Source organism: Streptomyces aculeolatus (genome assembly GCF_020400605.1).
Taxonomy (GTDB): Bacteria; Actinomycetota; Actinomycetes; order Streptomycetales; family Streptomycetaceae; genus Streptomyces; species Streptomyces aculeolatus.
In genome coordinates this window covers 23042-46718 of the sequence record NZ_JAINRD010000039.1, presented here as the reverse complement: position 1 = coordinate 46718, position 23677 = coordinate 23042, and the positions used below count along the sequence as shown (strand labels likewise).

Sequence of the window (23677 nt, the reverse complement as noted above, 5' to 3'; positions counted from 1 at the left end):
GGACCTCAGCGCCGCCGGCGAACGCGCCCCGGTCCGCCTCGACATCACCGAGGCCCAGGTCACGCCCGAGTCCGTGGGCCGGCTCAAGGCCGTGCTCCAGGCCCACCCCGGCCCCTCCGACGTGCACCTGCGCGTACGCGGCCGGTCCCGTACAACGGTCTACCGCCTCGGCCACCGCGTCGCGCCCCGGCCCGAGTTCTGGGCGGACCTGAAGGCGGCGGTCGCGGTGAGCCGGGAGCCCGGCGCATAGCGGCGCCGCCGCGGTCAGGCGCCGGACGCCGCCGCCTCCGCGCCCGTGTACGCGACGTCGTGCTCCCAGCGCGGCCGCGGCTGGGCGTGCAGCCGCCAGTAGTGCTCCGCGATCAGGTCCGGGTCGAAGTCCGTGCCGGGCGCCACCGCGCCGTCGACCGTCACCGTGGCGACGTGCACACCCCCCGGCCCGTACTCCAGGTCGAGCAGCCGCGCCAGCGTGCGCACCCCGGCCTTGCCCAGCGAGAGGCTGACGTACGGCGCCTTCGGCTCGGGCATCCCGCCGGTGAGCAGGAACGAGCCGCCGCCGCGCCGGACCATCGCCGGCGCCAGGTGCGCCGCCGCGGTCAGCGCGCCGCCGACGTTGACGGCCCAGGCGGCCAGCAGGGCGCTCCCGTCCAGCTCGCCGAGCCCGTCGGCGCGGACGAGGGCCGCGTTGTAGACGACGGCGTCGGGCACCCCGAACCTGTCGGTCGCGGCGTCGAGCGCGGCGCGCAGCGCCGCCTCGTCGGTGACGTCGGCGACCAGCGGCAGCGCCCCGTGCCCCGGCGCGACTCCGGCGCCCGCCGCGCCGACCCCCGCGGCGACCCGCGCGAGCGTGTGCTCCGAGCGCGCCACCAGCGCCACGGGCAGGCCCTCCCGGGCGAACCGGCGGGCGACCGCCGCGCCGATCCCGGGCCCGGCCCCGATGACCACTGCTCCCGCCATGACCTCTCCTCGCTCTCCCCGCGGATGATCCGCGGCTCCCGCGACGTTAGAGCGTGCCACCGGTGTGAAGGTCAAGGGAGAGGACGGGGAGCATGCGGATCGGCGAGCTGGCCCACCGGACCGGCGTGAGCCGGCGACTGCTGCGCTACTACGAGGAGCAGGGGCTGCTGCACCCCGTCCGGCTGCCCAACGGCTACCGCGAGTACGCCGACGGCGATGTCGCCGCCGTGCGGCACATCCGGGTGCTGCTCGACGCGGGCCTGCGCACCGCGGTCATCGCGGGGATCCTGGACTGCGTCGACGACCAGGGCACCGCGCACCGTGTGACGACGACCGGCTGCCCCGGCGTGGTGGCCCGGCTGACCCGGGAGCACGCCCGGCTCACCGCCGCCATCGACCGGCTCGACCACTCCCGCCGGCTGCTCGCCGGCCTGCTGGGCACCGCCGGCCCGGACCCCGCCGCCGGCCGGGGGCCTTCCTGAACACCACCGGCCGCCCACGCGCGCCGCACCTGACGGGGGGCGGCGGCGCCTGCCGGGCGCGCCGCAGCCGTCAGCGCGGCGCCGGCCGGCCGCGGGCCGTCTCGTACCAGGCGAGGGAGCCGCTGATGCGGGCGGCCAGGGCCGTCTCGCGGCGGCGGGTGGCGCTGTCGAGGGCCTCGCGCAGGTTGGCGATCTCCGCGTCCAGCCGGCCGATCCAGCGCTGCCGCGCATGTCCCGCGCGCTCCGCCTCGGCGCACTCCGCGAGCCGGGCGTAGTAGTCGTCGCGGCGCAGCAGCACCTCCGCCGTCTCGCCGGCCTCCTCCAGCCGCTCCCAGGCGTACGCGGCGACCGTCTCCAGCAGCCGGTACCGCTCGCCGTCCCGGGAGACCAGGGACCGGTCGACCAGCCGGGCGAGCAGTCCCGGCACCTCCTCGGCCGTCAGGCCCGCCGGCGCCTGCTCGCCGCCCGCCTCGATGGACACCGCGCCCTCCGCCGCGCCTTCGGGGCCGGCGCCGCTGTCCGCGCAGACGTAGATCGCCCCGCTCAGCGTGCACCCCGCCCCGTGCACGGCCAGCCGCCGCAGGGCCGCGCGCTCCCGGTCGTCCAGCAGCCGCCAGCTCCACTCGATGGCCGCCCGCAGTGTGCGCTGCCGCTCCGGCAGGCCCCGCGGGCCGTCGGCCAGCAGCCGGAAGCGGTCGTCGAGCCCGGCGGCCAGGCCCGCCACGCCCACCCCGCGGACGCGGGACGCGGCCAGCTCCAGCGCCAGCGGGATGCCGTCGAGCCGGCGGCACACGCCGGCGACCTCCGCCGCGTTCCCGGCGCCGAGTGCGAAGCCCGGCGACGCGGCCGCGGCGCGGTCGGCGAAGAGCCGCACCGCGTCCGCCTCGGCGAGCGGCGGCACCGCCCGTACGACCTCGCCCGCCAGCCCCAGCGGCTCCCGCCCGGTGGCCAGCACGCGCAGCCCGGGGGCCGCGCGCAGCAGCCGGTCGGCGAGCTTGGCGGCCTGGTCGACGACGTGCTCGACGTTGTCGAGCAGCAGCACCGCGGCGGCGTCGCCCAGCGCGGCGGCGATCCCGTCCTCGTCCGGCACGCCGAACGCCGTCGCCACCACGTCGGCGACGCTCCCGTCGCCGGCGCCCGCCAACTCGGCGACGTAGCCCGGCTCGGGGCGCTCGCCCAGCACGGCCAGCGCCAGCCGGGTCTTGCCCACGCCGCCGGGGCCGGTGAGCGTCACCAGCCGCTCCGCGTCGAGCAGCGGCCCGGCCTGCGCCAGGTCGGCCGCCCTGCCGACCAGCGGCGTCAGCGGCACCGGCAGCCGCGGCGGGCGCAGCCGGGGGGCCGCGGGCGGCGCGGCGGCCAGGGCCTCGTCGCCCGCCAGGATCCGCTGCTGCAGCGCGGCCAGCTCCGGGCCCGGGTCGAGCCCGGCCTCGTCGCGCAGCCGCACCCGCAGCGCGCGGTGGGCGGCCAGCGCCTCGCTCTGCCGGCCGGCGCCGTACAGGGCCCGCATCAGCAGGCCCGTCAGCCGCTCGCGCAGCGGATGGGCGTCCACCAGGTCCGTCAACTCGGCCACCAGCGGCGCGTGTTCGCCCAGGTCCAGGCGCGCCCGCGCCAGCTCCTCGAGCGCGGTCAGCCGCTGCTCCTCCAGCCGTGCGGCCGCGGCGCGGGCGAAGGGCGTGTCCTCGTACGGGCCGAACGCCGGCCCGCGCCACAGCGCCAGCCCCTCGGTGAGCAGATCGGCGGTGCGCGCGGGAGTGGGCGCGGTACGGGCCCGCCGGACCAGCTCGGCGAAGTCCCCGGCGTCGGTGGCGGCCTCCAGCACGTACCCCGCGGCGTCCGAGACGACCAGCTCCCGCCCGCCCGGCTCGGCGTCGCCCAGCGCCCGCCGCAGCTGGGAGACCTTCGCCCGGAGCGCACCCGTCGGCTTGCCCGGCGGACTCGCGTCCCACAGGTCGTCGACCAGCCGCCCCTGCGGCACCGGCCGCCCCTCGCGGGCGAGCAGCGCGGCCAGCAGCACGCGTACCTTCAGCTCCGGGACCCTGACGGGCCGGCCGTCGTCCGTCCAGACCCGTACCGGACCGAGCACTCCGAAGCGCATGACACCACCATAAGCAAACCCGAACACCGCGCGGCGACCGTGGACGCATGACGACGACCACCGCCACGAAGGCCGGGCCCCGCGAATGGCTCGGCCTGAGCGTTCTCGCCCTCCCCATGCTGCTCGCCTCGGTCGACAACAGCGTGCTGTACCTCGCGCTGCCGCACCTGACCGCGGACCTGGAGCCGTCCCCCACGCAGGTGTTGTGGATCATGGACGTGTACGGGTTCATGATGGCCGGCTTCCTCATCACCATGGGAACGCTCGGCGACCGGATCGGCCGCCGCCGGCTGCTGGCCTTCGGGGCGGTGGCCTTCGGCACGGCGTCGGTGCTCGCCGCGTACGCGTCGAGCGCCGAGATGCTGATCGCCGCCCGCATGCTGCTCGGCATCTCGGCCTCGTCGCTCGCGCCCTCGGCGCTGGCCCTGGTCGGCACCATGTTCACCGACGCGCGTCAGCGGGCCCTGGCCATCGGCGTGTTCACCGCCTGCTTCATGGGCGGCGCGGCACTGGGCCCGGTCGTCGGCGGGGTGATGCTGGAGCACTTCTGGTGGGGCTCGGTGTTCCTGCTCGGCGTGCCGGTGGCGCTGCTGCTGGTGCTCACGGCCCGGCCGCTGCTGCCGGAGTCGGGCGGCGAGGGCGGCGGCCGGCTGGACCCGGCGAGCGTGGCGCTGTCGCTGCTGACGGTCATCCCGCTGGTCTACGGGCTGAAGGAACTGGCCGACGAGCCTGGCGCGCAGGCCGCCGCAGCCGTCGCCGCCGGGCTCGCCTTCGGCTACGCCTTCGCGCGCCGCCAGCTCAGGCTGGCGGACCCGCTGCTGGACCTGCGGCTGTTCGGCAACCGCTCGTTCTCCGCGGCGCTTGTCGTCCTGTTGTTGACGATGCTCATGCAGGGTGGCACGTACCTCTTCTTCAGTCAGCACCTCCAGCTGATCGAGGGCTTCTCGCCCCTGACGGCCGGGTTCTGGATGGCGCCCCCGGCGCTCGCGCTGGTCGCCGGCTCCCTGCTGGCGCCGGTGCTGGCGCGGACCGTGCGGCCCGCGGTCATCGTCAGCTCGGGTCTTGCGGTGTCCGCGGCAGGGTTCCTGTACGTCGCCGTCAGCGACGATCTCGCGCCGCTGGTGATCGGGTTCACGCTGGGCTTCCTCGGCGCCGCACCGGTCGGCGCGCTGGGACTGAACCTGATCGTGGGCACGGCGCCCGCGGAGAAGTCCGGCTCCGCCTCGGCCACCGCGGAGACCGGCGGCGAGATGGGTATCTCGCTGGGCATCGCCGTGCTCGGCAGCCTCGGCACCGCCGTCTACACCGCCGGGATCGACCTCCCCGCGGGGGCGCCGGAGCGGGCGGGGGAGTCCCTCGCCGACGCCGACGCGGTGGCGGCCACGCTGCCGGACGGCCTCGGCGGGGACCTCCTCGACGCCGCCCACGCGGCCTTCGGCTCCGGGATGACCGCCGTCGCCCTGGTTGCCGCCGGGCTCTACGCGGGCCTCGCGGTGCTGGTCGTCGTGCTGCTGCGCCACCTGCGCCCGATCGGCGCGGAGGACGGGGACGGTGGCGGGAACGGGGGCGGGCACGGCTGAGCCGTACGGGCCGGGCCCGGCCGGCGGTGGCTCAGGCCGGCGGCGCCTCCCGCTCGACCGCGCTGCGCAGCACGCAGAACTCGTTGCCCTCCGGGTCGGCGAGGACCGCCCAGCCCGTGCCGTCCGGGTTGCGGTGGTCGGCGACGAACGTCGCGCCGAGGCCGAGCAGCCGCTCCACCTCCTCCTCGCGCCGGTTCTCGGGCCGCAGGCACAGATGGATCCTGTTCTTGGCCGTCTTGGGCTCCGGAACGGTGTTGAAATGCAGCACCGGGCCCTCGGGCAGGAGCACCTGCGTCTCCGGCGAGCCCGGTCCGTCCTCCGGATGGACCGGGCTCCCGGTCACGTTGCTCCAGAAGACCGCCAGCTTGTAGGCGTCGGCACAGTCGATCGCGATGTTCTGCACTACCGAGGTCATGGACGCACCCTGCCCCAGGGCCCCGGACGGCGCCACCCGATTACGCCCCGGCAGCGCACCGCCGTCAGGCGGACTCCGCCGCCGCGAGCAGCTGGTCCTCCGTGGTGCCGCGCCGCCAGTAGCCGGAGAACGTCACCGCCTTGCGGTCGAAGCCCCGTTCGCGCACCAGGTGGCGGCGTACGGCCCGGACCGTCGCCGACTCCCCGGCGATCCAGGCGTACGGCGTGCCCCCGGGCAGCTCCGCGGCGCGCAGCACGTCCTCCACCGGCGCGTCCCGGCCGCGTACGAGCCAGGTGACGTCGGCGTCCGCCGCGGTGGGCGGCTCCAGGCGGTCGCCGCCGTCGGCCACCTCGATCCAGGCGCGTACGGGCACGCCCGCGGGCAGCGCCGCGAAGATGCCGGCGACGGCGGGCAGCGCGGTCTCGTCGGCGGTGACCAGCATCCAGTCGGTGCCGTCCGGCGGGCGGAAGTCGTACGCCACGTTCTCCGCGACGATCGGGGCCAGCACGCTGAGCCGGTCGCCGGGGGCGGCGCCGAGCGCCCAGCGGGACCCCGGCCCGACCTCGCCGTGCACGGCGAAGTCGACCACGAGCCGGTCCGGAGCGCGGTCGAGGCTGCGCGTCGTGTACGTGCGCATGATGCCGCGCACCGCGGGGTCGAGCGCCTGCCAGGCCGGGTACCAGTTGCTGCCGTCGTCGTCGGGCATGACCGGCGCGTTCTGGCCCGGGTGCGGGAAGAACAGCTTGATGCGCTGGTCGCGGCCCGCGGACTCCATCGCCGCGAGCCCCGGTCCGGCGAACGCGACGCGGACCATGGTGGGCGACAGGCGCTCGACGCCGGCGACGGTGATGTCGAAGAAGCGGAACGGGTTGGCGGTCGCGGCGCTCACCGGATCACCTGCTTCGCGTCCCGCAGGGCGTCGGCGAGCGCCTCGATCAGCGGCGCGTGGCCGGCGTAGCTGTGGTGCGCCTCGCTCTGCCACGGGATCACCTGCCCGGCGGCGACCGCGGGCAGCCGGCGCCAGGTCGGCTTGGACTCCGCGAGCTGGTCCGGCTGGAGGTTGCCGGTGCGCCGGTCGACCATGATGACGTCGGCCCCGAACCGGTCGATCGTCTCCCAGCTCGACTCCTCCCAGAAGCCGCGCTCGCCGGGCTTGCCGGGGGTGACGAACTCGACGCCGAGTTCCTCGTAGTAGCGCAGGTCCCCGAAGTCCTCGGCGACGGCGGCGTAGAGCATCTCGGCGCTGGCGGAGACGGCGAGGACCTTCAGGCCGCGGCGGTCCTCCGCGGTTCTGGTGACCGTCTGCGCCGCCTTCTCGAAGCGGGACCTGGCGCGTACGACCTTGTCGGCCCCGAGGTCGGCGCCGAGTGCCGCGGCCAGGTCCGCGTAGCGCCCGATCGCCTTCGTCAGGGTGGTGCCGGAGGTGCGGATGCCGACGGCGGGGGCGAGGGAGGTGATCTCCTCGGTGCTCTCCTCCGGCAGGTACCACAGCACCGGCGGCTCCTGCATGTTGGTGACCAGCAGCTCCGGCCGCAGCGAGGCGTACTTCTCGACGTTGAACTGGCCGTAGGCGTTGCCGAGGACGGTCAGCCCGTCCACGTCCAGGTCGCCGGCCTGGAGGTCGCGCCCGCCGTCCGGCGTCGTCGTCGGGCCGAAGACGCCGGTGCACTCGATGCCGAAGTCGTGCAGCGCCGCGGCCGACGCGACGTAGCCGACGATGCGTTCGGGGGTGCGGTCCACCCTGGCCACCTCGCCGCGGTCGTCCCTGAAGCGCCAACCGCCGTCCGCGCTGCCGGAGTCCGTGCCGCCGGAGCCGGAGTCGTCGCCGCAGGCGGCGAGTACGGCTCCGAGGCCGAGCGCACCGCCGGCGGCGAGCAGGCCGCGGCGGGAGGGATGGGCGACGTCGGGGCGTGGCCGGAATCGGCTGTCGCGTATCAGCATGAAGGTTAGGCTAACCTAACTGTCACGGGCCGGGGGAGCGGCCCGGCCCGTGACGGCCGCCCGGCCGGCCCTCCCGAGGCTCCCGCGCCTCCCGTTCGCCCGGCCCGCCGACTCCCCGGCGGGCGGCGGCGGTTCAGCGGGGCGCTCCCGGCTCGCGCAGCGGGCCCAGCAGCAGCAGCCCCACCGCCGGCAGGACGATCAGCGGGCTCAGCGCCACGGTCAGCGAAGTGGCGTCCGCGAGCGCGCCGATGAGCGGGCCGGCCAGTCCGCCCGCGCTCACCGCGAGGCCCAGGGTGACGCCGCCCGCGGTGCCGACGTGCCGGGGCAGGTAGTCCTGGCCGAGCGTGATGTGCAGCGAGAACGGCACGTACAGCCCCGCGGACGTGAGGGCCACGAAGACGTAGAGCGCGGGACCCGGTGCGAACACCACCCCGGCGACGGCCGGTCCGGCCAGCGCGTACGACCACCGCACCACCGGCAGCCGCCCGAACCGCGACGCCAGCCGCCCGCCCGCCACCGTGCCCACCGCGCCGCCCAGGTACAGCACGAACAGCGCCGCCGTGCCCGCCGCCGCCCCGCCCGCCGTCCGCCCGGGCACGTACAGCGCCACGAACGCGCTCAGCCCCACGAACACCACCGACCGGCACACCACCGCCCCGGTCAGCCGGGCGAAGGACGCCCAGTCGTCCCGCCCCGCAGGCGCGCCCGCCGCGCCCGCGCCGGCCGCGGGCCCGCCCGGCGCGTACGGCCGCAGCGCGCGCAGCGCCGCGGCGCACAGCACCGCCCCCGCCAGTGCCGGCAGCACCAGCAGCGGCGAGGCCCGCAGTCCGCCGGCCGCGGCGACGGCGGCGACCAGCGGGGGAGCGGTGGCGAAGCCGAGGTTGCCGCCGAGGGAGAACCAGCCCATCGCGGTGTGGCTGCCCGCGCTCGCCCGCCGCGCCACCCGCGCGGCCTCCGGGTGGTAGGCGGCCACCCCGACGCCGGAGAGCGCGACCACCGCCAGCGTCGCGGCGTACGAGCCGGACACCCCGGCCAGCGCCACGCCCGCGCCCGCCGCCAGCGTGCTGACCGGCAGCAGCCACGGCAGCGGCCGCCGGTCGGTCAGCACCCCGAACAGCGGCTGTACCACCGACGAGAGCAGGGAGGCCGCGAGCACGACACCGGAGGCCGCGGCGTACGAGTACGCCCGCTCGGCGACGAAGTACGGCACCAGCGCCGCCACCGCCCCCTGGTACACGTCGACGCAGGCGTGCCCCACGGACAGCAGCGTCAGGGGCCGGGAACGGGCGGCACGGGGCTCGGGCATCCCCCGATGGTCACCGAGCCACCCCCTGGCGAACTTCCGATAAAATGCCAATCCATGCCGGACATCCGCCACGCCCCCGAGGCGCCCACGCGGGCCAGGACGCTCGCCGCGGGCGAGCGCATCGACGCGCACCGGCACGACGACCACCAACTCGTCTACGCCGGCTCCGGGGTGCTCGCCGTCACCACCGACGCGGGCACCTGGTTCGCACCCGGCACCGGCGCGCTGTGGGTGCCCGCGGGCTGCGTCCACGCGCACCGCGCGCACGGCCACCTCGACCTGCACCTCGTCGGCGTGCCCGCGGCCACCGACCCGCTCGGCCTCCGCGCCCCCGGCGTGCTGCCCGTCAGCCCGCTGCTGCGCGAGCTGATCCTCGCCCGCACCGGCGACCCGTACGACGACACCCCCGCGGGGCAGCGGCTGCGCACCGTCCTGCTGGACCGGATCCGCGCCGCCGGAGCCGTCTCCGCCCGGCAGCCCGTGCCGCTCCCGGCACCCGCCGACCCGCGGCTTGCCGCCGTCTGCGACCTGCTGTACGCCGACCCCGCCGACCCGCGCACGCTGGCAGCGCTGGGCCGGGCGGCGGGCGCGGGGGAGCGGACGCTCAGCCGCCTCTTCCGCCGCGAGACGGGCATGACGTTCCCGCAGTGGCGCACGCGGCTGCGCCTCTACCACGCGCTGCGGCTGCTCGCCGACGACGTCCCCGTGACGACGGTGGCGCACCGCTGCGGCTGGTCCTCGGCGAGCGCCTTCATCGACGTCTACCGCCGCGCCTACGGCACCACCCCGGGCAGCGACCGCCGCGGCTGAAGACCGCGGCCGGCGGCCGGTCAGCGCCCGGACAGCTTCGCGATCTCGCCGGCCACGTGCTCCGCGTGCGGCCCCACCCGCGCCGTCAGCTCCGCGCTCCAGGCCTCGTCCGCGTACCGGCTGCCGAGGTACAGCTCCCGCGCGTGCTCCAGCACCGGCCGGTGCTCCGGCGGCAGCCGGTCGAGCGCCCACGCGGCGGCCGCGTCCTTGGCACGGATCTCCCCGGTGGCCAGCGTGCTCCAGATCCGCGCCAGCGTGAGCAGGACGTTGCGGGTGTCCTCCGCCAGCTCCGCCAGCAGCTCGGGGACGCCCGCCGCGGCGGCGCGCGCCACGTCCCCGTACGGCACCGGGTCCAGCACATGCGCGGGCGGCGGACCGGCCAGCGGGTGGTCGCCGGCCAGCACCATCGTGAGCACGATCGCCAGGTCGGGCATGGCCGCGGGCCGCGGCGGGCCGGCCGCCTCGAACTCCTCGCGCAGCCACTCCCCGTAGAGGAAGTCGCCCGCCGGCGGATACCGCCACGGCCGCACCGCGGACTGCTCGACCACCGTCAGCTCCACCGGGCGCAGCCCGCCGGTGAAGCCGGACACCCCGAGGAGTCCGTCGAGGAGCGCCCGCCGCTCGCCGTCGGCGAGGGACCGGCGGGCGACGACGAGCACGTCGACGTCGCTGGCGGGACGGAGCCCGCCGAGGACGGCGGAGCCGTGCAGATAGGCGCCGACGACCTCGGGACCGAGCACGTCGTCGACCAGCGTCATGACCGCGCGCAGCTGATCTTCCATTCGGCCAGTGTCGGTCATCGGCGGGCACAGCCGGGACTCAGGCGATCGCGATGTGTCCGACGGCCCTCCGTCGAGCGCCCCGGCGGCGTCGCGGGGCCGCCGGGGGTGGCGGACAGGGCGACGCCGATGCACTGCTTGTCGCTGGCGCGGTCGCGCGCGGTGTAGTGCATGGTGATGCCGGCGCCGTTGTCGAAGACCTCGGGCGCCCGGACGGGCACGGGTGTTGCCGGGGCGGCGACGGACGGCCGGCACCGCCCCGGGCGTACTGAATGGTTTCAATCCGCGGCTGCGGTCACGGCTTCCCGGTGAACGTCCACGAGCCGTGCGGCACCCGGTAGACCGCGAAGCCGGGCTCGGCCCGGACGAACTCCGCACCCTCGGGCTCCCGTACGTCCCCGCGCGAGGCGCTCGGCACGTGCACCTCGGCCGTCGACCCCACCGGGACCCGGACCGCGAGGCGCACCGACGCGTCGATCCGCGACCACGACACGGCGGCCGGCCCGCGCACCGTGTGCAGCTCGGTGCGCGCCCAGTCCACCCCGGTGCGCGCGTCCGGGCGTACGGAGAACGTGCGGTACCCGGCGTCGCCCGGCCGCAGGCCGGCCACGTTCTCGTACAGCCACTGCACGACCGTGCCCTGGAAGTAGTGGTCCCGCGAGCGCGAGTCGAGCTGCCACATCTCCCACATCGTGTCGGCGCCGTTGTCGAACCAGTAGCCCCAGCTCGGGTACGTGCGCTGGGTCGCGATGGCGTGGGCGACGTCGCCGTGGCCCTCGGCGGTCAGGGCCCGCAGCAGCACGCTCGTGCCCAGCGCGCCGGTGTTGAGGTGGTTGCCGCGCTCCTCGATGTCGGCGAGCAGCGACGCGGTGACGCTCGCCCGCGCCCCCGCCGGCACCAGGCCGAACGCCAGCGGGATGCAGTTGTTCGTCTGCCGGTAGCCCGGGTCCTTCGCCGTGCGGTAATGCCCCTCGGGCGCGAGGAACTCGGCGTTCAGCGCCTCCTTGAGCCCGTCCGCGGCGGCCAGGTACCTCTCCCGGGTGGCGTCGTCGCCCGCGAGGCCGGCCATCGCGGCGGTGTCGGTGAGCGCCCGGTGCAGGTACGAGGTGGCGGTAAGCCGGGTGTCCTCGGGCGGGTTGCCGCCGTAGCCGGGCGGCAGGTAGTCGCCGAGCGCGGTGACCGCCAGGCCGTCCACCAGCCGGTCCAGCTCCCAGTCCAGATAGCGGATCAGCGGCGGCAGGTGGTCGTGCACGACGCGCTCGTCGCCGTACACCCGGTACATCTCCCGCACCAGGAACGGGTAGACCGTCGTCCACTCCGGCGCGGGCGCGAGGTCGCGGTAGCCCCAGCCGCCGCTGGGCACGATCACCGGCACCTGCCCCTCGGCGTTCTGGCTGTCGCGGAGGTCGTCCAGCCACTTGCCGAGCATCCGGTGCATGCCCAGCGCGTACATCATCACGGGTGCGCCGACCTGCGCGTCGCCGGTCCAGCCGTTCTTCTCGTACATCGGGGTGTCGGTGGGGATGCCGTGCAGGTTGTTCTGCACGGTGCGGCGCATGGCGCGCTCCAACTGCTCGTAGAACGGCTCGGAACAGCCGAACGTCCCGGTGTCGGCGACCGGCGTGTGCACCACCCGGCCGGTGAAGTCGCCGGGGTCCGGCTTCGCGGGCAGGCCGCTGACCTGCACGTAGCGGAAGCCCTTGTACGAGAACTTGGGCTCCCACACCTCCGCGGAGCCACCGCCCGCGCAGACGTACTCGTCGGTCTGGAAGCGGCCCGGCACATGGCCGGTCTCGGCGTGCACGCTGCCGTCGGCCTTCAGCTTCTCGCCGTGCGCGAGCCGCACCGTGGTGCCCGCCGGGGCGCGCACCGACAGCCGGGTCCAGCCGGCCAGGGTGCGGCCCATGTCGACGATCCAGTCGTCGCCGTGCGCGGTGACGGCCACCGGCCGGACGTCGTCGATGACCCGGATCGCGTCGTGGGGCTGGGCGCGCAGGGCCCCCTTGGGCGCCTCCTGGCGGGCGGGGCTCGCCCAGGCGGAGTCGTCGAAGCCCGGCTTCGTCCAGCCCTCCGGGTGCTCGCGGGCGTCGTAGGTCTCGCCGGCGTAGAGGGAGTCGGAGCGGGTGGGGCCCTCGGTCAGGCGCCAACTGCCGTCGGTGGCCACCGTGGTACGGGCGCCGCCGGGGTGCTCGATCTCCAACTGGGCAAGCAGGCGGGGCTCGCCGTGCCAGGGCGGGGTGTGCCAGTTCCAGACGTTGGGCGTCGTCATGCCGAAGAAGCCGCGGCCGAGGGTGACGCCGATGGCGTTGGCGCCGCGCGAGACGAGGCCGGTGACGTCGTGGACGGCGTACAGGACGGTCTCGTCGTAGTCGGTGAAGCCCGGGTCGAGGACCTGGCGGCCGACGCGGCGGCCGTTGATCTCGGCGTCGTAGTAGGCGAGCCCGCTGATGTACAGCCGGGCGCGCCGCACCGGCCGGCCGACGGTGAACTCGCGGCGCAGCAGCGGCGCGGGCCGTATCTCGGCCGGCACCTGCGCGCCGCTGCCCCACGGCCCCTGGCCGTACGGCGCGAGCACCGCCGCCTCGGCCCACGAGCCGTCGTCGAAGCCGGGCTGCTGCCAGCCGTCCTGGTCCTGGTCCGCGCACCGCCAGCCGGGCCCGGTGACCAGCTCGGTGACATCGTCGCCGCGCTGGACCAGCAGCCGTACGAGCAGGCCGCCGGGGTTGACCGAGGCGCCGCCGCGGTTGGTGGCCCGGACGGCGACGACCACCCGGCCGTCCGCGGCGCGCACGGCGTCGGTGACGTCGGCGAGCCGGCCGGTGCGCCAGCCGTCGGTCTGCTGCGGGGCGTGCAGCACCTGGCTGCCGTCGAGGAACAGGGTGAAGTCGTCGTCGGCGGTGGCCACGATCTGCGCCGCCGACACCTCGGCCCCGGCGGGCAGGTCGAGGGCGGCGCGGAACCAGACCGGGCCCGCGGGGGCGTTCTGCGGGGTCGCGCCGGGCGCCCAGATCCACGAGGTGCCGGCGAAGCCGGGCGGCTCGGGCGCGGCGTCGGCGCCGATCCAGTGGCCGCGCCACTCGCCGTCCGCCAGGGCGGTCTCCCACCAGCTCCGTCTGCTCCAGTCGGACGGCCGGCCGCGGCCGTCCCAGACCCGCACCTGCCAGTGGTAGCGGGTGCGGGTCTTCAGGGCCGGCCCGCCGTAGGGGATGCCGACGCTCTGCGCCGAGGCGACGCGGCCGGAGTCCCACACCGCGGGGCCCTTGCCCGCGGCGTCCAGCCCGACCCGGACCTGGTACGCGCTCTGCCGAGCGCCGCTGCCCGGCGCGGACAGCTCCCAGCTCAGCCTGGGGGCGGCGATGTCGGTGCCGAGGAGGGAGGGCGCGTACTCGACGGTGGTGCGCTCGACGCGCAGCCCCTCGGCGCCGCCGTCCTCGTCGTCCCGGCCGGCCGCGGCGGCGGGGACGGCGCCCTGGCCGAGGCCGATGACGCCTGCTGTCGCGCCGGCGGCGGCGGAGGTGCGCAGAAAGGCCCGCCGGTTCCATGCACTTCCGTTGTTCGTCTCGCGCTCGTGGCTCATCGCACGTCCCTTGCTTTGAGGATGGCGTGTCCGGCGCCCGATGATTGAAACGTTTCAATCAGGACTTGTCGAAAATCCTAGATCGACGGGTCGGACAGCTCAAGAGTCGTGCAGCGAACGGCAGCAGCCGCCGCCCGCCGCGAACAGGGCGGCGGGGGCGGCGGGAAGGGCGCCCGAGGGCTGAGGGAGGAGGGCCGGCAGAGCAGGGGAGCGGGGGTCGGGCGGAGGCGCGGGCCGGGGCTTCCGCCGGCCCCGGGAGCATCGCCGGAACCGCCGGCCCCGTCGAGTGCGCCGTGCCCGTCGAGCGCCTCGATCACCGCCGCACCGTGCTTCTCCGCCCAGGTGGTCAGCGACGCGATCGCCGGCAGCAGCGTGCGCCCCAGGTCCGTCAGCTCGTACTCGACCCGGCGGGGCACCCCGGCCCTCGCTAAGGCGACCGTAGTGATTGCCGCACAGCGCCTGCGCGGTCTCGGACACCGGTGCCTTCACTCGCGCTCGCCCTGAGTCGGGCACGACCTCGCCGTTGGTGGGGCGGATGCGCTGCGGCTCGGCTCTCACTCGATTCGGTACCCACGCGGCACTTGAGCGGAACGCGAGTAGCAGGGCGGTATCTTGATGCCGCGCACGGATCAATGCGCCCGCCGTCGCCCGAAGTCCTCGGCCGTACCATCACGGGTCTCCGGCCCCGCTCTACCCGGCCATGGGCCAGCGGACCAGGGATGCACCGCGGGAAACCCCCGCCATTCGCTACCGGTAAGGAGCACATCGCCTCATGACCGAGCAGCACAGCCACGGCCTTCGTGTCGTGGATGACTTCTACCGTGCCCTGCGGGCCAAGGACATCGACGCGTTCGCGGAACTCTGGACGGCGGATGCGGTGTACCGGGTGCCGACCACCCCGGACGGTGTGCCCGGTGAGTTCGCCGGGCGCGATGTCATCGTGGCCGGACTGGGCGGGTTCTTCGCGTTGTTCGGCGAGGTACGGCTGACGTGGGACGCCGAGCCGATGGCGGACCCGCAGAAGGTGCTGGCCACCTGGACGATGGAGGTCGATCTGCTCGCCGGTGGCACCTACCGCAACCGGGGGGCCTCGCTCTTCCGCCTTGAGCAGGGCCGGATCGCGGAGTTCTCGGAGCACGTGGACACCGCCGCGTTCCTGACGGTCTTCTCCGCCCGGGCCGGGGCGGTGCGCCGCTTCTTCGAGCTGTTGCAGGAGAGGGACTTCCAGGCGTGGGGCGAGCTGTGGCACGAGCACGGGACGCTCACCATGCCGTACGCGCCGCAGGGGCTTGCGTCCCTGATCGAGGGCAGGAGCGAGATCGCCGCGGCCTACCGGCGGCTGTTCGCGGTGTACGAGAAGGCCGAGACCGAGCTGACGGGTGTGCACCCGGCGGCGGGCTCCGATACGGTCTGCGTGCAGTACAAGGTCCGCGCAACGCTCCGCGGCGGTTCGGCATACGCCGGCGAGAACATCGCCCTCTTCCGCTTCCGGGACGGGCTGATAAGCGCGTGCCACGACTACTTCGACCCACGTCGCTTCCAGGACGTCGTCGACGCGCTGCCCGGCCCGCAGCCGCGGTGAGCGGCAACAGATCACTCAGAGGAGACGCAAGGCAATGAGTTCCGTGGACAAAGATTTACGAGGCGGGTCGGGCGGGGCCGGCGGGCCGGCCGGCGGGGACCCGCGGCGGTGGCTGGCGCTGGCCGTGGTGGCGGCCATGCAGTTCATGCTCGTCATGGATATCACGATTGTGAATGTCGCCCTCCCCGATATCCAGTCCAGCCTGGACTTCTCCCCCGAGGGTCTGGCCTGGGTGGTCAACGCCTACGTCCTGGTGGCCGGCGGGTTCCTGCTGCTGGGCGGGCGCCTGGCCGACCTGTTCGGCCGCCGGCGCATGTTCATGGCCGGCGTGCTGGTCTTCGGCGTGGCCTCGGCCGCCTGCGGTGCCGCGGCCAACTCCGGGATGCTCGTCGCCAGCCGCTTCGTCCAGGGCCTGGGTGAGGCCCTGGCCGGGCCCGCGGCACTCGGCCTGATCCCCGTGCTCTTCCCCGACCGCAGCGAACGGATGAAGGCCCTGGGCATCTGGGGCGGCCTGTCGGCGGTGGCCGGAGCGGTCGGCTCGGTCGTCGGCGGCACGGTCACCGACCTGATCAACTGGCGCTGGATCTTCTTCGTGAACATCCCCATCGCGGTCATCGCGCTGATCCTGGTGCCGCGCGTGATGGCCGAGAGCCGCATGACCGGCAAGAGCCGCCGCCTGGATACGGTCGGGGCGCTCTCCGCCACCGGCGGCCTGGTCGCAGTGGTCTACGGCCTGCTCCAGGCCGCCGAACACTCCTGGGGCTCGGGCGACGTACTACTGCCGCTGCTCGGCGGCCTGGCCCTGCTGGTTTTCATGGTCGTCTGGGAGGCCCGCACCGCGGACCCGATGATCCCCCTGCGGTTCTTCGCCAACCGCACCCGCGTGACCACCAACGTGGTCAGCGTCGCCATCTTCGCGGCGTTCTTCACCTACATGTTCCTGTTCACGCTGTACGTCCAGCAGGTCCACGACTACTCCCCGATGAAGACGGGCCTCGCCTACATCCCCCTGACCATCATGGCGGTCGTCGGCGCGGGCGCCTCCACCGTGCTCATGCCCCGCATCGGCGTGAAAGCGGTGATGGCCACCGCCTTCTTCGGCGGCGCCGCGGCCCTCCTCCTCGCCGCCGCCAGCTTCTCCGCCGACGCCACCTTCACCAGCGGCTTCATGCCCGGCCTGATCCTGTTCGGCTTCTTCAACGGCCTCGCCTTCCCCGCCCTCATCAACGGAGCACTGCACGGCGTCACCGGCCAGGACTCCGGCCTGGCCTCCGGCGTCCAGACCGCCATGCAGCAGACCGGCGCGGCCCTCGGCCTGGCCACCCTGGTCCCCATCGCCTTCCGCTACGTCACCGACCACATCGAGGACGGCACGTCCCCGCAAGTGGCCCAGACCGACGGATACGCACTGGCCTTCCGCATCGGCGCCGCCGTACTCATCGCCGCCGCCGTGGCCATCCTGGCGCTGCTGGAAAAGGTGAGCGCCGAAACCCGCGACCCGCTCGCCGAAGCAGCCGAGGCGGCCACCAGTGAGGAGGCTGTCGACCCCGCCCCCAACCGGTGACCGCGGCCTACGGCACGGCATTCATCTGAGGACCTTGCCCAGTACTGCCCGCTGGATCGGGCCGAACTGGAAGTAGGAACCGACGTTGAACCACGTGTCGTCGGGCGACCATTTGACGATCGAGATGCTGAACCGCTCGCCGTCGTAGGTGTACGGCGTGCCCGTCACGAACCGCACGATCTCCGGCTCCACCCGGGGCCGGATGGTCGGCAGGTCCAGGCTGCGGGCGAAGCTGATGCGGTCGATCTTCGAGGATTCCCAGCCGAGGGTGGGGTAGGCCCGGAAGATCTTGCTCGAGGATTCCACCAGTTCTTCGTCCGGCTCCACCACCCCGAACTCGTGCAGGAGCGACGAAATGGTCTTGGCCTCAAGGCCTTTCGGGAACGTGAAGAACGGGTTGATGGTCCGCTTGTGGTAGTCGATAGAGAGCATCGCGACGTTCTCCAGGCCGTGCCGGGCGAAGAATTCGGCGTTGTCGGCCAGCGCGCGCGGCATGGAGGGGAGGGCGGCGAGCTGTGCCACCCCCTGCAGGTCACGGGGGAAGTGCACGTAGATCTTGTTGAATCCGGCGATGACCCCGAAGTCGATGAGGCATTCGTCGACGGAGACGTGCTCCTTGAGGTCGGAGAGCAGGGTACTGACGGGATGGTCGGTGTGCGGGACGAATCCGTGCTTCAGCGCATGGGTATAGGGATCGTCTATCGCCCGGGGCACCTGGATGGTGAGGTCGAGATCTCCCGCGTGGCCCTCGCCGGCCGACGCGCTGAAGATGACCCCGCCCTCGAACGGCCCGAACGCTTCCAGGATCGGCCGGACCGTGCCGGGCGAGCAGGTCAGGTTCAGCAGGCCGGCGGCCTCCTCGATGGCCGAGTGGACCGTTTCGATGTCGGCTTGTGCGGACATGTGCGTCCTCCTTGTACGGCTTAGCTGTGCGCGGTCTTCTTGGACACCGGTGCGGCGGCCTTGGCGGCGGTCCCGGCGGCGGCCAGTTCCTTGCCGTCCACCTCGACGCCGTACTGCTTCTTCAGGATCACGGCCAGCTCGATCAGGACCAGGGAATCCAGGTCGAGGCTCTGGAAGTCGGTGACGGTCAGGCGAGGGTGATCTCCGGCCAGGTGATCGCGGCGGAAGCCCAAGCCAGGCCGGCCCCGAAGGCGGTCAGGAGCAGCCGGTCATGGAGCTGGAAATGGCCCTTTGCGGCGGCATCCGCCAGCGCCAGCGGAATGGAGGCGGCCGAGGTGTTGCCCACCTGGTCGATATGGCAGACCAGGCGTTCCCTGCCCACGCCCAGCTCTCGGGCCAGCGCATGCAGGATGTGCAGGTTCGCCTGGTGGCCAACCACATGGTCGACTTCGTCAACGCCCCAGCCGGCCTTGGCGAGTACGGCCGACGAGGACTGCGCCACAAGATCCAAACGACAGGCCCTAGCCCGGTGAGGACGGCGGCGGGCCTGCTCATCGCCCCGCACCTCCCCGAACGCCGTGCTCCGGCGATGAGCCGAGTAGATGCACGACGGACGCCCGGGCCTGTATGCCGTGCAGGGCGCCGCTCAGCTCGGCGGACCGCCAGGTGCCGGACGCAGAGGGCAGCACCCGGGCCTGCTCGAGCCGGGCCGTCACCGCGTCGTCGCCCCGGACCGGCGGCGCGCTCGTGCCGGCCGTGATGCTGGCGCGCCGCATCCAGAGGTTGTTGCTGTCGGCCCGGTCGAGACCGTCCAGCGTGTAGAGCAGGACCTGACCGAGCTGCATGGCGACGAGGAAGGCGTCGAGCATGGTGGCCCGTGCATCGTCCCGGACGGCCTCCGCCCCGTCCGGGATCAGCGCGACCCGAGCGGACGCCTGAAGGCTCTCCTCGCCGTCGCCCGTGACGTTCACCCCGGTGAGCAACTGCTGCCGCGCACCGCACGGGACGCCGTAGGGCCGGTCGTTCCAAGGGCCGGGCAGCTCCTGCGCCAGGTGGTACGTCTTGCGGGTGCCGCCCGAGCGGTGACCCGCGCCGTGCACCGCGTGCACCCGTGCCGACAGCGAGCCGACGCGGCAGTCCAGGGTGGTCGACCACGTCTCGCCGCCGGTCTCGGCGGTGACGAGCCGGCCGCTCACCGGGAACTTCTCCAGGCCCTCCTCGTCCGGGCTCGAACCGGCCCTCATGTCGACGGACCGCACCTCGAAGCGGGCGCCGGGGCCGAGCGCGTACGTATGAGCCGCGTACAGGCCGGTGAGCTGGGCGGCGAAGAGCATGACGTCGATGGAGCTGAGATGGGGCTTCTGCTGGTGCTCGCCTTTGCGGGACCAGGCGTCGGGCATGGCGAGATGGGCCACGGCCTCGATGCCCGCGGCGCCCGGCGATATCGTGAGATCGGTCAGCGAGTGTTCGACCCGTTTGAATCCTTCGCCGAGGAATCGGCTGTCGCGCGGGCCGAGGAAGTCGTCGATGGACGCGAATTCGAGGGATGGCACAAGCGCTCCTGTTCCCGTCGAAGAGCCACTCCTGCGCGCTCGGCGGCGGGAGTGGCCGGCGCTCGCCGCGTCAGGCGGTGAAGGCCTCGGCGATGGCGTAGCTGTCTTCGTACATGTGGTAGCGCGTGATCTTTCCGTCGACGACGGTGAAGTGCAGAGCATAGGCTTGGGTGAAGGTCTTCTTGGTGGCCAGGACGCCGAAGGCGGACTCGGCCAGGACCACCGCGTGCTGCCCGTCGGTGAGGCGGGCATGGAGGGCAAAGCCCTGCGGCTCGGTGAGCACCTCGGGGAAGACCTTGAAGAACGCGGAGATCTCCTCTTTGGTGGAGCGGGTGCCCGTCCAGGGCACGTCCGGGCTTCCCGCCACCCGGAAGTCCACACGGTCGGCGAACAACTCAAGCAGACCGGGCAGATCGCCCGACGCGAACCTCTCGAAGAACAAGTCCACGATCGCCCCGGTGGCCGTCCGCTGCTGCGCTGTCGTCATGTCAACTCTCTTACCTGAATAGGACGTGGGTTTACCGGGCGACCAGGGCGGCGCGCCCCGCCAGGTGGATCGCCGTCATCTGGGCGACGCGCCCGCCCAGGTACTCGGCCGTGGCGATGTCCGCCTTGTGCACGTCTTCCGGGGGCAGGTCGCCCAGCAGGGTGCCGGCGGCACCGTTGAAGTAGCCCAGGCGGTTCAGGTCGTCCTCGCTTTCATGGCTGAGGTGCCAGCCGGGCAGCAGCCCCAGGCTGACCCAGATCATCCCGTGCTGGGCGCCCAGGGTCGCGAAGTAGCCCAGGGTGGTGTCCTTGTCGCCCGCCTTGCAGGCACTGATCGTGAACCCCGACCCCAGCTTGTCCTTCCACGCCTGCCGCCCCCAGCGTTTGTTGGTCGTCTGGGCGAAGCTGTGGAACTGCCCAGACGCCGATCCCATGTAGGTGGGCGCCCCGAAGACGATCGCGTCGGCCTCGTCCAGGACCGCCCACTTGGCATCGTCCATGGCCTCGACGGTCACCATGGACACCTCGGCGCCCGCACTCTTGGCACCGGCCTGGACGGACTGCGCGAGCACCTCGGTATGGCCGTTGCCGGAGTGGTAGGCAATGGCCATTTTGGGTGTAGCTACCATTGATTGTTCTCCTCTCAGGATGCGCGGCCGCATCCGTTCACGTGCGGGTGCAGGGGCGATTCACGAGCGGGCCGCGGCCCGCTCGTGCTCCATACGGAAGTCCTGACGGTCGTACTCCTGCCGGGCCAGCTCGATGGCCTCGGCCGTGCCCATCACGGGCGTCCACCCGAAGATCCCGGCGATGGTCTCCAGCCGCTCCGCCATGGAGCCGCTGACCACGTGGTACGGGATCTGGAGCTCCTCCAGCGTGGCGAGCAGCATCGTGTCGATGGTCGTGCGGAACTCGTTGTTCATCGGCCGGTGCCCGTCGGCCGTGATCGGCAGCTCGTGGCGCAGGTGGACATACGCGTCGTAGGTGGCCTTGACGTGCTGCTTGAAGACCTGGCCGTACTGCTCGACGACCCTGCCGAAGAAGACCATCTCCTCCTCGGTCGTGGCCGCGAGGCCGTTCCCGCCCGCGGCGGTGGCGTTGGGGTTCATGCCGTACCGGAGCCTCCCCTCCCCGTACAGCCACTCCTGCAGGGAGGATCCATCAGAGATGAAGTCGTTCCCGAGCAGGGCCTCTTGCACGGCACGCCCGGTATGGCGGCGCATGGTCAACTGGAGGAACTGCGCCGGCGTCACGTCCGCCAGCCGCACCCCCGGCAGTGCCTGCGGCATGATCTCCCGAATCGTGCGGGCCAGCGAGCGCGGCATGCCGGTGTAGTGCGACAACGCCATTACCGTCGAGGTCTTGCCCGAGGAATACGTACCGGACACGGAAATCTTCATAGGGGTCTCCAGCTCCGAGACAGCACCTTGCCGGCCGCAAGACGCCGCCTCATGGGGCGACAGTCACTGAGGACATGCGAAAAGGAGTCCGCGCACGGCCGGTCACGCGACCTTCGTCGCGGTCAGACGGCCTGGGGGATCAGGTAGATGCAGGCGGGCACTCGGCCGTTGCCGTACGAGGGGCAGGGCCACGCGCCTGATGCGCATCCGCTCCGGTCGGTGCGGGGCGGGGGGCTCGGCGCTCAATTCCCCGACGTGGACCAGCTTTTGGGCAGCGGTGGTCCGCCGAAATAGTGACACGTTCCCCAGCGCAGGCCAAGCGCGCCCGTCTGTGACGAAGATCACGCCAACTGTGGGGTTCTGCGGGCCCTCGGAGGTCAGGGGCTTTGCGTGTAGTCGATCTGTCCGGTTGGTCAGGTGATTCAGAGGCCTCGAGGCGTCCTCGGTGTAGGGGGTGTTGCGGACGTGATGGAGCTGGTTTTCGATCTTCCGGTGGCCGCGGATCCATCCCGCCGACTCGGTTCCGGACGCAGCGCCGATGGGCGGACCGGTGACGAAGTACAGACGCTGGATCGATACCTTTCCGCTGGTCAGGTCTTTGCGCCAGCGCACGGCCCGGAGGGCCTGACAGGCTCCTGGGTGGTCGAGGCCGATGTCCGTCCAGGGCGGCTTCTTCAACCGGCTCGGCAACTCCGGGTGGTTGGCCTTCACGGCGGCGATGCAGTGCGCGTTGTGCTCGCGTAGCCAGGCGCCGTTGGCGTGCTGGGGGTGGTCAGGGCCCAGCGGGGCGCGTCCGTGATCCGCTCGGTGACCGCGGTCAGCGACCTCGCACCGGCCGGCACACTCGCCGTGGCAGCCGACACGATCGCGACCAGCGGGAAAGGCCGGCCACGGCGGCCGCGCGGATCCGGCAGGCCGACAAGGAACCGGGCCAGGCAGACCGCGTCGGGCAGTGTCTGCGGTGCTTCGGTGCGGGCCGGTTGCCCCAGGCCCGAGGGCGTGGGAGAAGATGAGACGGCAGGTACAGGCCTGCGGCTGTGGTCACGTGAACTCGACACTCACATGATCACCGAGCCCGTGCCTGCACCTGCATCCGGCCCCGCACCAAGCGGACATGAGGGCCCATCGCCGAGCGATCCCACTCAACCCGCGATCACGCAGAGCCTTGGCCGTCACGGTCGACGTCTTACCGGCGGAGTAGGTGCCGGATATGGCAATCTTCATCGCTGCAAAGTCCTCGGTTCGGTCGGTCCCGGGCGGTTCGGGCGAACCGGCCGGAATGCCGGGTCTCGGTCGTACGCGGACCGGTTCACCGTGCTAGTCGGACACGGTGGGAACGCGGCTGGTCGGCGGTAGCAATATATTGGCAGAAACGGCCTCCCGGTGGATTCTTCCTCGCCGCCGGTAAGGGGGGTCGGCTACGGTGGAGTTCGAGAGATAACGTTATCTCAGCCTGAGTCGCAGTCGGCGCAGAGGGCCCGGCGCACCCCACGCCGATACGGGACTGTTGTCACCGGAAGATGCGTCAGCACGGGGGAGATCCCGCTTATGCAAGTCATCGCGCAAACAGCACCGGAGCTGTATGCAGGCTCCGTGGACGACATTCTGGGAGACCGGCGCGAGCGATTCCTCGGTGAGGGGTTCAAGCGTGTCACCAACGCCTTCACCGACATCGCCGTCCGGCCCGCGGGAGGCGGCGCACCCGAGCGCATCGACGCCAGCGCGGGCTTACGCATCGACGGCACCTGGTCGCGCAAACGGCCCGGCCTCTGGAACGACGCGCCCTTCGGCGCCTCCCACTTCGACCGCAGCCAGCTCCTCACGGGCGTCGTCCCCGAGGACGACGAGGCGATGAGCGCGGACCCGGCCGTCACCGACGGCCGGGACCCCCGGAGGGCCGGCCTTCCCGCCGACGATGGTCGACTTCTTCGCGGCCGCCCTCCAACACGGGCAGGTGCTCCTCCACCGCTACGACGGCATCGAACGGACCGCCTCCCACACGCTGTGGACGCGCACCACCACGATCGCCCTCGACGAGCGGCCCGCGGCCGCCGACGGGCCGGCGCACGGCGACGGCCGGCTGCGGGTGGTGCTCGGCCGGCCGGTGAAGCCGGCGACCGAACGCGGCACCCGGCGTGTCGGACGACTGCACAGCACCATCGCCGGCATGCGGCTGGCCTGCAACGTCGCGCACCTGCTGCCCTGATCGCCGCCCGTGCGCCCGCGAGTCGACTCCGCGCCCTCTGA

Annotated in this window: 24 protein-coding genes and 1 pseudogene; 8 read left to right on the top strand and 17 right to left on the bottom strand. The window is 73.3% G+C overall.

Annotated elements, in window-relative coordinates; genetic code table 11:
• Window positions 1-250 (top strand): hypothetical protein (locus tag LG396_RS37350; RefSeq protein WP_225798104.1); only part of this gene is annotated, 250 nt, incomplete at its 5' end.
• Window positions 251-264: 14 nt separating this feature from the next.
• On the opposite strand, the gene LG396_RS37345 is transcribed toward LG396_RS37350, so the two are convergent.
• Entirely contained in the window at window positions 265-957 is a 693-nt protein-coding gene (locus LG396_RS37345) for an SDR family NAD(P)-dependent oxidoreductase (RefSeq protein WP_263980059.1), read from the bottom strand.
• Window positions 958-1049: 92 nt separating this feature from the next.
• Here LG396_RS37345 and LG396_RS37340 point away from each other — a divergent pair, with 92 nt between their 5' ends.
• Window positions 1050-1439 carry a MerR family transcriptional regulator gene (locus tag LG396_RS37340; RefSeq protein WP_225798103.1) on the top strand — a complete coding sequence of 130 codons (390 nt, stop codon included), beginning with the start codon at window positions 1050-1052 and terminating at the stop codon, window positions 1437-1439.
• Window positions 1440-1509: 70 nt separating this feature from the next.
• Here the strand turns inward: LG396_RS37340 and LG396_RS37335 are convergent, their stop codons facing one another.
• Window positions 1510-3534 (bottom strand): AfsR/SARP family transcriptional regulator, encoded by a 2025-nt coding sequence (locus LG396_RS37335; protein ID WP_225798102.1) that lies wholly within the window; start codon window positions 3532-3534, stop codon window positions 1510-1512.
• Window positions 3535-3581: 47 nt separating this feature from the next.
• Between LG396_RS37335 and LG396_RS37330 the strand changes: the two genes are divergently transcribed.
• Complete coding sequence (locus tag LG396_RS37330) at window positions 3582-5114, top strand: MFS transporter (protein ID WP_225798101.1); 1533 nt, start codon at window positions 3582-3584, stop codon at window positions 5112-5114.
• 31 nt (window positions 5115-5145) lie between these two features.
• Here LG396_RS37330 and LG396_RS37325 read toward each other — a convergent pair whose 3' ends face one another.
• The 4 genes from LG396_RS37325 to LG396_RS37310 all read right to left on the bottom strand — a co-directional run bounded on the left by LG396_RS37325 (window position 5146) and on the right by LG396_RS37310 (window position 8776).
• Window positions 5146-5529, bottom strand: coding sequence for a VOC family protein (locus tag LG396_RS37325; RefSeq protein WP_018840555.1), 384 nt, complete (start codon window positions 5527-5529; stop codon window positions 5146-5148).
• Between the two features lie 64 nt (window positions 5530-5593).
• Window positions 5594-6418, bottom strand: a complete 825-nt coding sequence (locus tag LG396_RS37320) for a siderophore-interacting protein (protein ID WP_225798100.1) — start codon at window positions 6416-6418, stop codon at window positions 5594-5596.
• A complete protein-coding gene (locus LG396_RS37315; protein WP_225798099.1) occupies window positions 6415-7470 on the bottom strand; it encodes an ABC transporter substrate-binding protein in 1056 nt (351 codons plus the stop codon). The genes LG396_RS37320 and LG396_RS37315 overlap by 4 nt, the downstream gene beginning before the upstream one ends.
• A 133-nt stretch (window positions 7471-7603) precedes the next feature.
• The gene (locus LG396_RS37310) at window positions 7604-8776 is read right to left on the bottom strand and encodes an MFS transporter (RefSeq protein ID WP_225798098.1); all 1173 of its coding nucleotides are present in this window, start codon (window positions 8774-8776) and stop codon (window positions 7604-7606) included.
• A 54-nt stretch (window positions 8777-8830) separates the two neighbouring features.
• On the opposite strand from LG396_RS37310, the gene LG396_RS37305 reads away from it, so the two are divergent.
• Window positions 8831-9586 (top strand): helix-turn-helix domain-containing protein, encoded by a 756-nt coding sequence (locus LG396_RS37305; protein WP_225798097.1) that lies wholly within the window; start codon window positions 8831-8833, stop codon window positions 9584-9586.
• 20 nt (window positions 9587-9606) lie between these two features.
• Here the strand turns inward: LG396_RS37305 and LG396_RS37300 are convergent, their stop codons facing one another.
• The 3 genes from LG396_RS37300 to LG396_RS39885 all read right to left on the bottom strand — a co-directional run bounded on the left by LG396_RS37300 (window position 9607) and on the right by LG396_RS39885 (window position 14358).
• Window positions 9607-10368 (bottom strand): aminoglycoside adenylyltransferase family protein, encoded by a 762-nt coding sequence (locus tag LG396_RS37300; protein WP_225798096.1) that lies wholly within the window; start codon window positions 10366-10368, stop codon window positions 9607-9609.
• Between the two features lie 292 nt (window positions 10369-10660).
• Window positions 10661-13942, bottom strand: coding sequence for a family 78 glycoside hydrolase catalytic domain (locus LG396_RS37295; protein WP_225798095.1), 3282 nt, complete (start codon window positions 13940-13942; stop codon window positions 10661-10663).
• A 77-nt stretch (window positions 13943-14019) separates the two neighbouring features.
• Window positions 14020-14358: a winged helix-turn-helix transcriptional regulator gene (locus LG396_RS39885; RefSeq protein WP_308190161.1), complete on the bottom strand. Its 339-nt coding sequence runs from the start codon at window positions 14356-14358 to the stop codon at window positions 14020-14022.
• A gap of 356 nt (window positions 14359-14714) precedes the next feature.
• Between LG396_RS39885 and LG396_RS37285 the strand changes: the two genes are divergently transcribed.
• Window positions 14715-15524 carry a nuclear transport factor 2 family protein gene (locus LG396_RS37285; protein ID WP_225798094.1) on the top strand — a complete coding sequence of 270 codons (810 nt, stop codon included), beginning with the start codon at window positions 14715-14717 and terminating at the stop codon, window positions 15522-15524.
• Window positions 15525-15558: 34 nt separating this feature from the next.
• Window positions 15559-17088, top strand: a complete 1530-nt coding sequence (locus tag LG396_RS37280) for an MFS transporter (RefSeq protein WP_225798093.1) — start codon at window positions 15559-15561, stop codon at window positions 17086-17088.
• Between the two features lie 21 nt (window positions 17089-17109).
• Here the strand turns inward: LG396_RS37280 and LG396_RS37275 are convergent, their stop codons facing one another.
• The 8 genes from LG396_RS37275 to LG396_RS37240 form a co-directional block, all read right to left on the bottom strand.
• Complete coding sequence (locus tag LG396_RS37275; RefSeq protein WP_225798092.1) at window positions 17110-17991, bottom strand: aromatic prenyltransferase; 882 nt, start codon at window positions 17989-17991, stop codon at window positions 17110-17112.
• 20 nt (window positions 17992-18011) lie between these two features.
• Window positions 18012-18224, bottom strand: a complete 213-nt coding sequence (locus LG396_RS37270; RefSeq protein WP_225798091.1) for an acyl carrier protein — start codon at window positions 18222-18224, stop codon at window positions 18012-18014.
• The gene (locus LG396_RS37265) at window positions 18179-18493 is read right to left on the bottom strand and encodes a 3-oxoacyl-[acyl-carrier-protein] synthase III C-terminal domain-containing protein (protein ID WP_225798105.1); all 315 of its coding nucleotides are present in this window, start codon (window positions 18491-18493) and stop codon (window positions 18179-18181) included. The genes LG396_RS37270 and LG396_RS37265 overlap by 46 nt, the downstream gene beginning before the upstream one ends.
• Window positions 18494-18542: 49 nt before the next feature.
• Window positions 18543-19544, bottom strand: coding sequence for an AvrD family protein (locus LG396_RS37260; RefSeq protein ID WP_225798090.1), 1002 nt, complete (start codon window positions 19542-19544; stop codon window positions 18543-18545).
• A 70-nt stretch (window positions 19545-19614) separates the two neighbouring features.
• On the bottom strand, window positions 19615-20031 hold the full coding sequence (locus LG396_RS37255; RefSeq protein ID WP_225798089.1) for a nuclear transport factor 2 family protein: 417 nt from the start codon (window positions 20029-20031) through the stop codon (window positions 19615-19617).
• Between the two features lie 31 nt (window positions 20032-20062).
• Window positions 20063-20641: a flavodoxin family protein gene (locus LG396_RS37250; protein WP_225798088.1), complete on the bottom strand. Its 579-nt coding sequence runs from the start codon at window positions 20639-20641 to the stop codon at window positions 20063-20065.
• A gap of 78 nt (window positions 20642-20719) precedes the next feature.
• Window positions 20720-21418, bottom strand: coding sequence for an AAA family ATPase (locus LG396_RS37245; protein ID WP_308190160.1), 699 nt, complete (start codon window positions 21416-21418; stop codon window positions 20720-20722).
• Window positions 21419-21532: 114 nt separating this feature from the next.
• Window positions 21533-22141 (bottom strand): hypothetical protein, encoded by a 609-nt coding sequence (locus LG396_RS37240; RefSeq protein ID WP_225798087.1) that lies wholly within the window; start codon window positions 22139-22141, stop codon window positions 21533-21535.
• Between the two features lie 837 nt (window positions 22142-22978).
• Here LG396_RS37240 and LG396_RS39990 point away from each other — a divergent pair.
• Window positions 22979-23182, top strand: a pseudogene (locus LG396_RS39990) (AvrD family protein); the annotation flags it as partial.
• 163 nt (window positions 23183-23345) lie between these two features.
• A complete protein-coding gene (locus LG396_RS37230; protein WP_225798086.1) occupies window positions 23346-23636 on the top strand; it encodes an AvrD family protein in 291 nt (96 codons plus the stop codon).
• The last annotated feature ends 41 nt before the right edge of the window (window positions 23637-23677 follow it).

Excerpts from the sequence above, each read along its gene's own strand:
- LG396_RS37345 (WP_263980059.1), bottom strand. The coding sequence starts at position 957 with ATGGCGGGAGCAGTGGTCATCGGGGCCGGGCCCGGGATCGGCGCGGCG.
- LG396_RS37340 (WP_225798103.1), top strand. The coding sequence starts at position 1,050 with ATGCGGATCGGCGAGCTGGCCCACCGGACCGGCGTGAGCCGGCGACTG.
- LG396_RS37335 (WP_225798102.1), bottom strand. The coding sequence starts at position 3,534 with ATGCGCTTCGGAGTGCTCGGTCCGGTACGGGTCTGGACGGACGACGGC.
- LG396_RS37330 (WP_225798101.1), top strand. The coding sequence starts at position 3,582 with ATGACGACGACCACCGCCACGAAGGCCGGGCCCCGCGAATGGCTCGGC.
- LG396_RS37325 (WP_018840555.1), bottom strand. The coding sequence starts at position 5,529 with ATGACCTCGGTAGTGCAGAACATCGCGATCGACTGTGCCGACGCCTAC.
- LG396_RS37315 (WP_225798099.1), bottom strand. The coding sequence starts at position 7,470 with ATGCTGATACGCGACAGCCGATTCCGGCCACGCCCCGACGTCGCCCAT.
- LG396_RS37310 (WP_225798098.1), bottom strand. The coding sequence starts at position 8,776 with ATGCCCGAGCCCCGTGCCGCCCGTTCCCGGCCCCTGACGCTGCTGTCC.
- LG396_RS37305 (WP_225798097.1), top strand. The coding sequence starts at position 8,831 with ATGCCGGACATCCGCCACGCCCCCGAGGCGCCCACGCGGGCCAGGACG.
- LG396_RS37300 (WP_225798096.1), bottom strand. The coding sequence starts at position 10,368 with ATGGAAGATCAGCTGCGCGCGGTCATGACGCTGGTCGACGACGTGCTC.
- LG396_RS37295 (WP_225798095.1), bottom strand. The coding sequence starts at position 13,942 with ATGAGCCACGAGCGCGAGACGAACAACGGAAGTGCATGGAACCGGCGG.
- LG396_RS37285 (WP_225798094.1), top strand. The coding sequence starts at position 14,715 with ATGACCGAGCAGCACAGCCACGGCCTTCGTGTCGTGGATGACTTCTAC.
- LG396_RS37280 (WP_225798093.1), top strand. The coding sequence starts at position 15,559 with ATGAGTTCCGTGGACAAAGATTTACGAGGCGGGTCGGGCGGGGCCGGC.
- LG396_RS37275 (WP_225798092.1), bottom strand. The coding sequence starts at position 17,991 with ATGTCCGCACAAGCCGACATCGAAACGGTCCACTCGGCCATCGAGGAG.
- LG396_RS37255 (WP_225798089.1), bottom strand. The coding sequence starts at position 20,031 with ATGACGACAGCGCAGCAGCGGACGGCCACCGGGGCGATCGTGGACTTG.
- LG396_RS37250 (WP_225798088.1), bottom strand. The coding sequence starts at position 20,641 with ATGGCCATTGCCTACCACTCCGGCAACGGCCATACCGAGGTGCTCGCG.
- LG396_RS37230 (WP_225798086.1), top strand. The coding sequence starts at position 23,346 with ATGGTCGACTTCTTCGCGGCCGCCCTCCAACACGGGCAGGTGCTCCTC.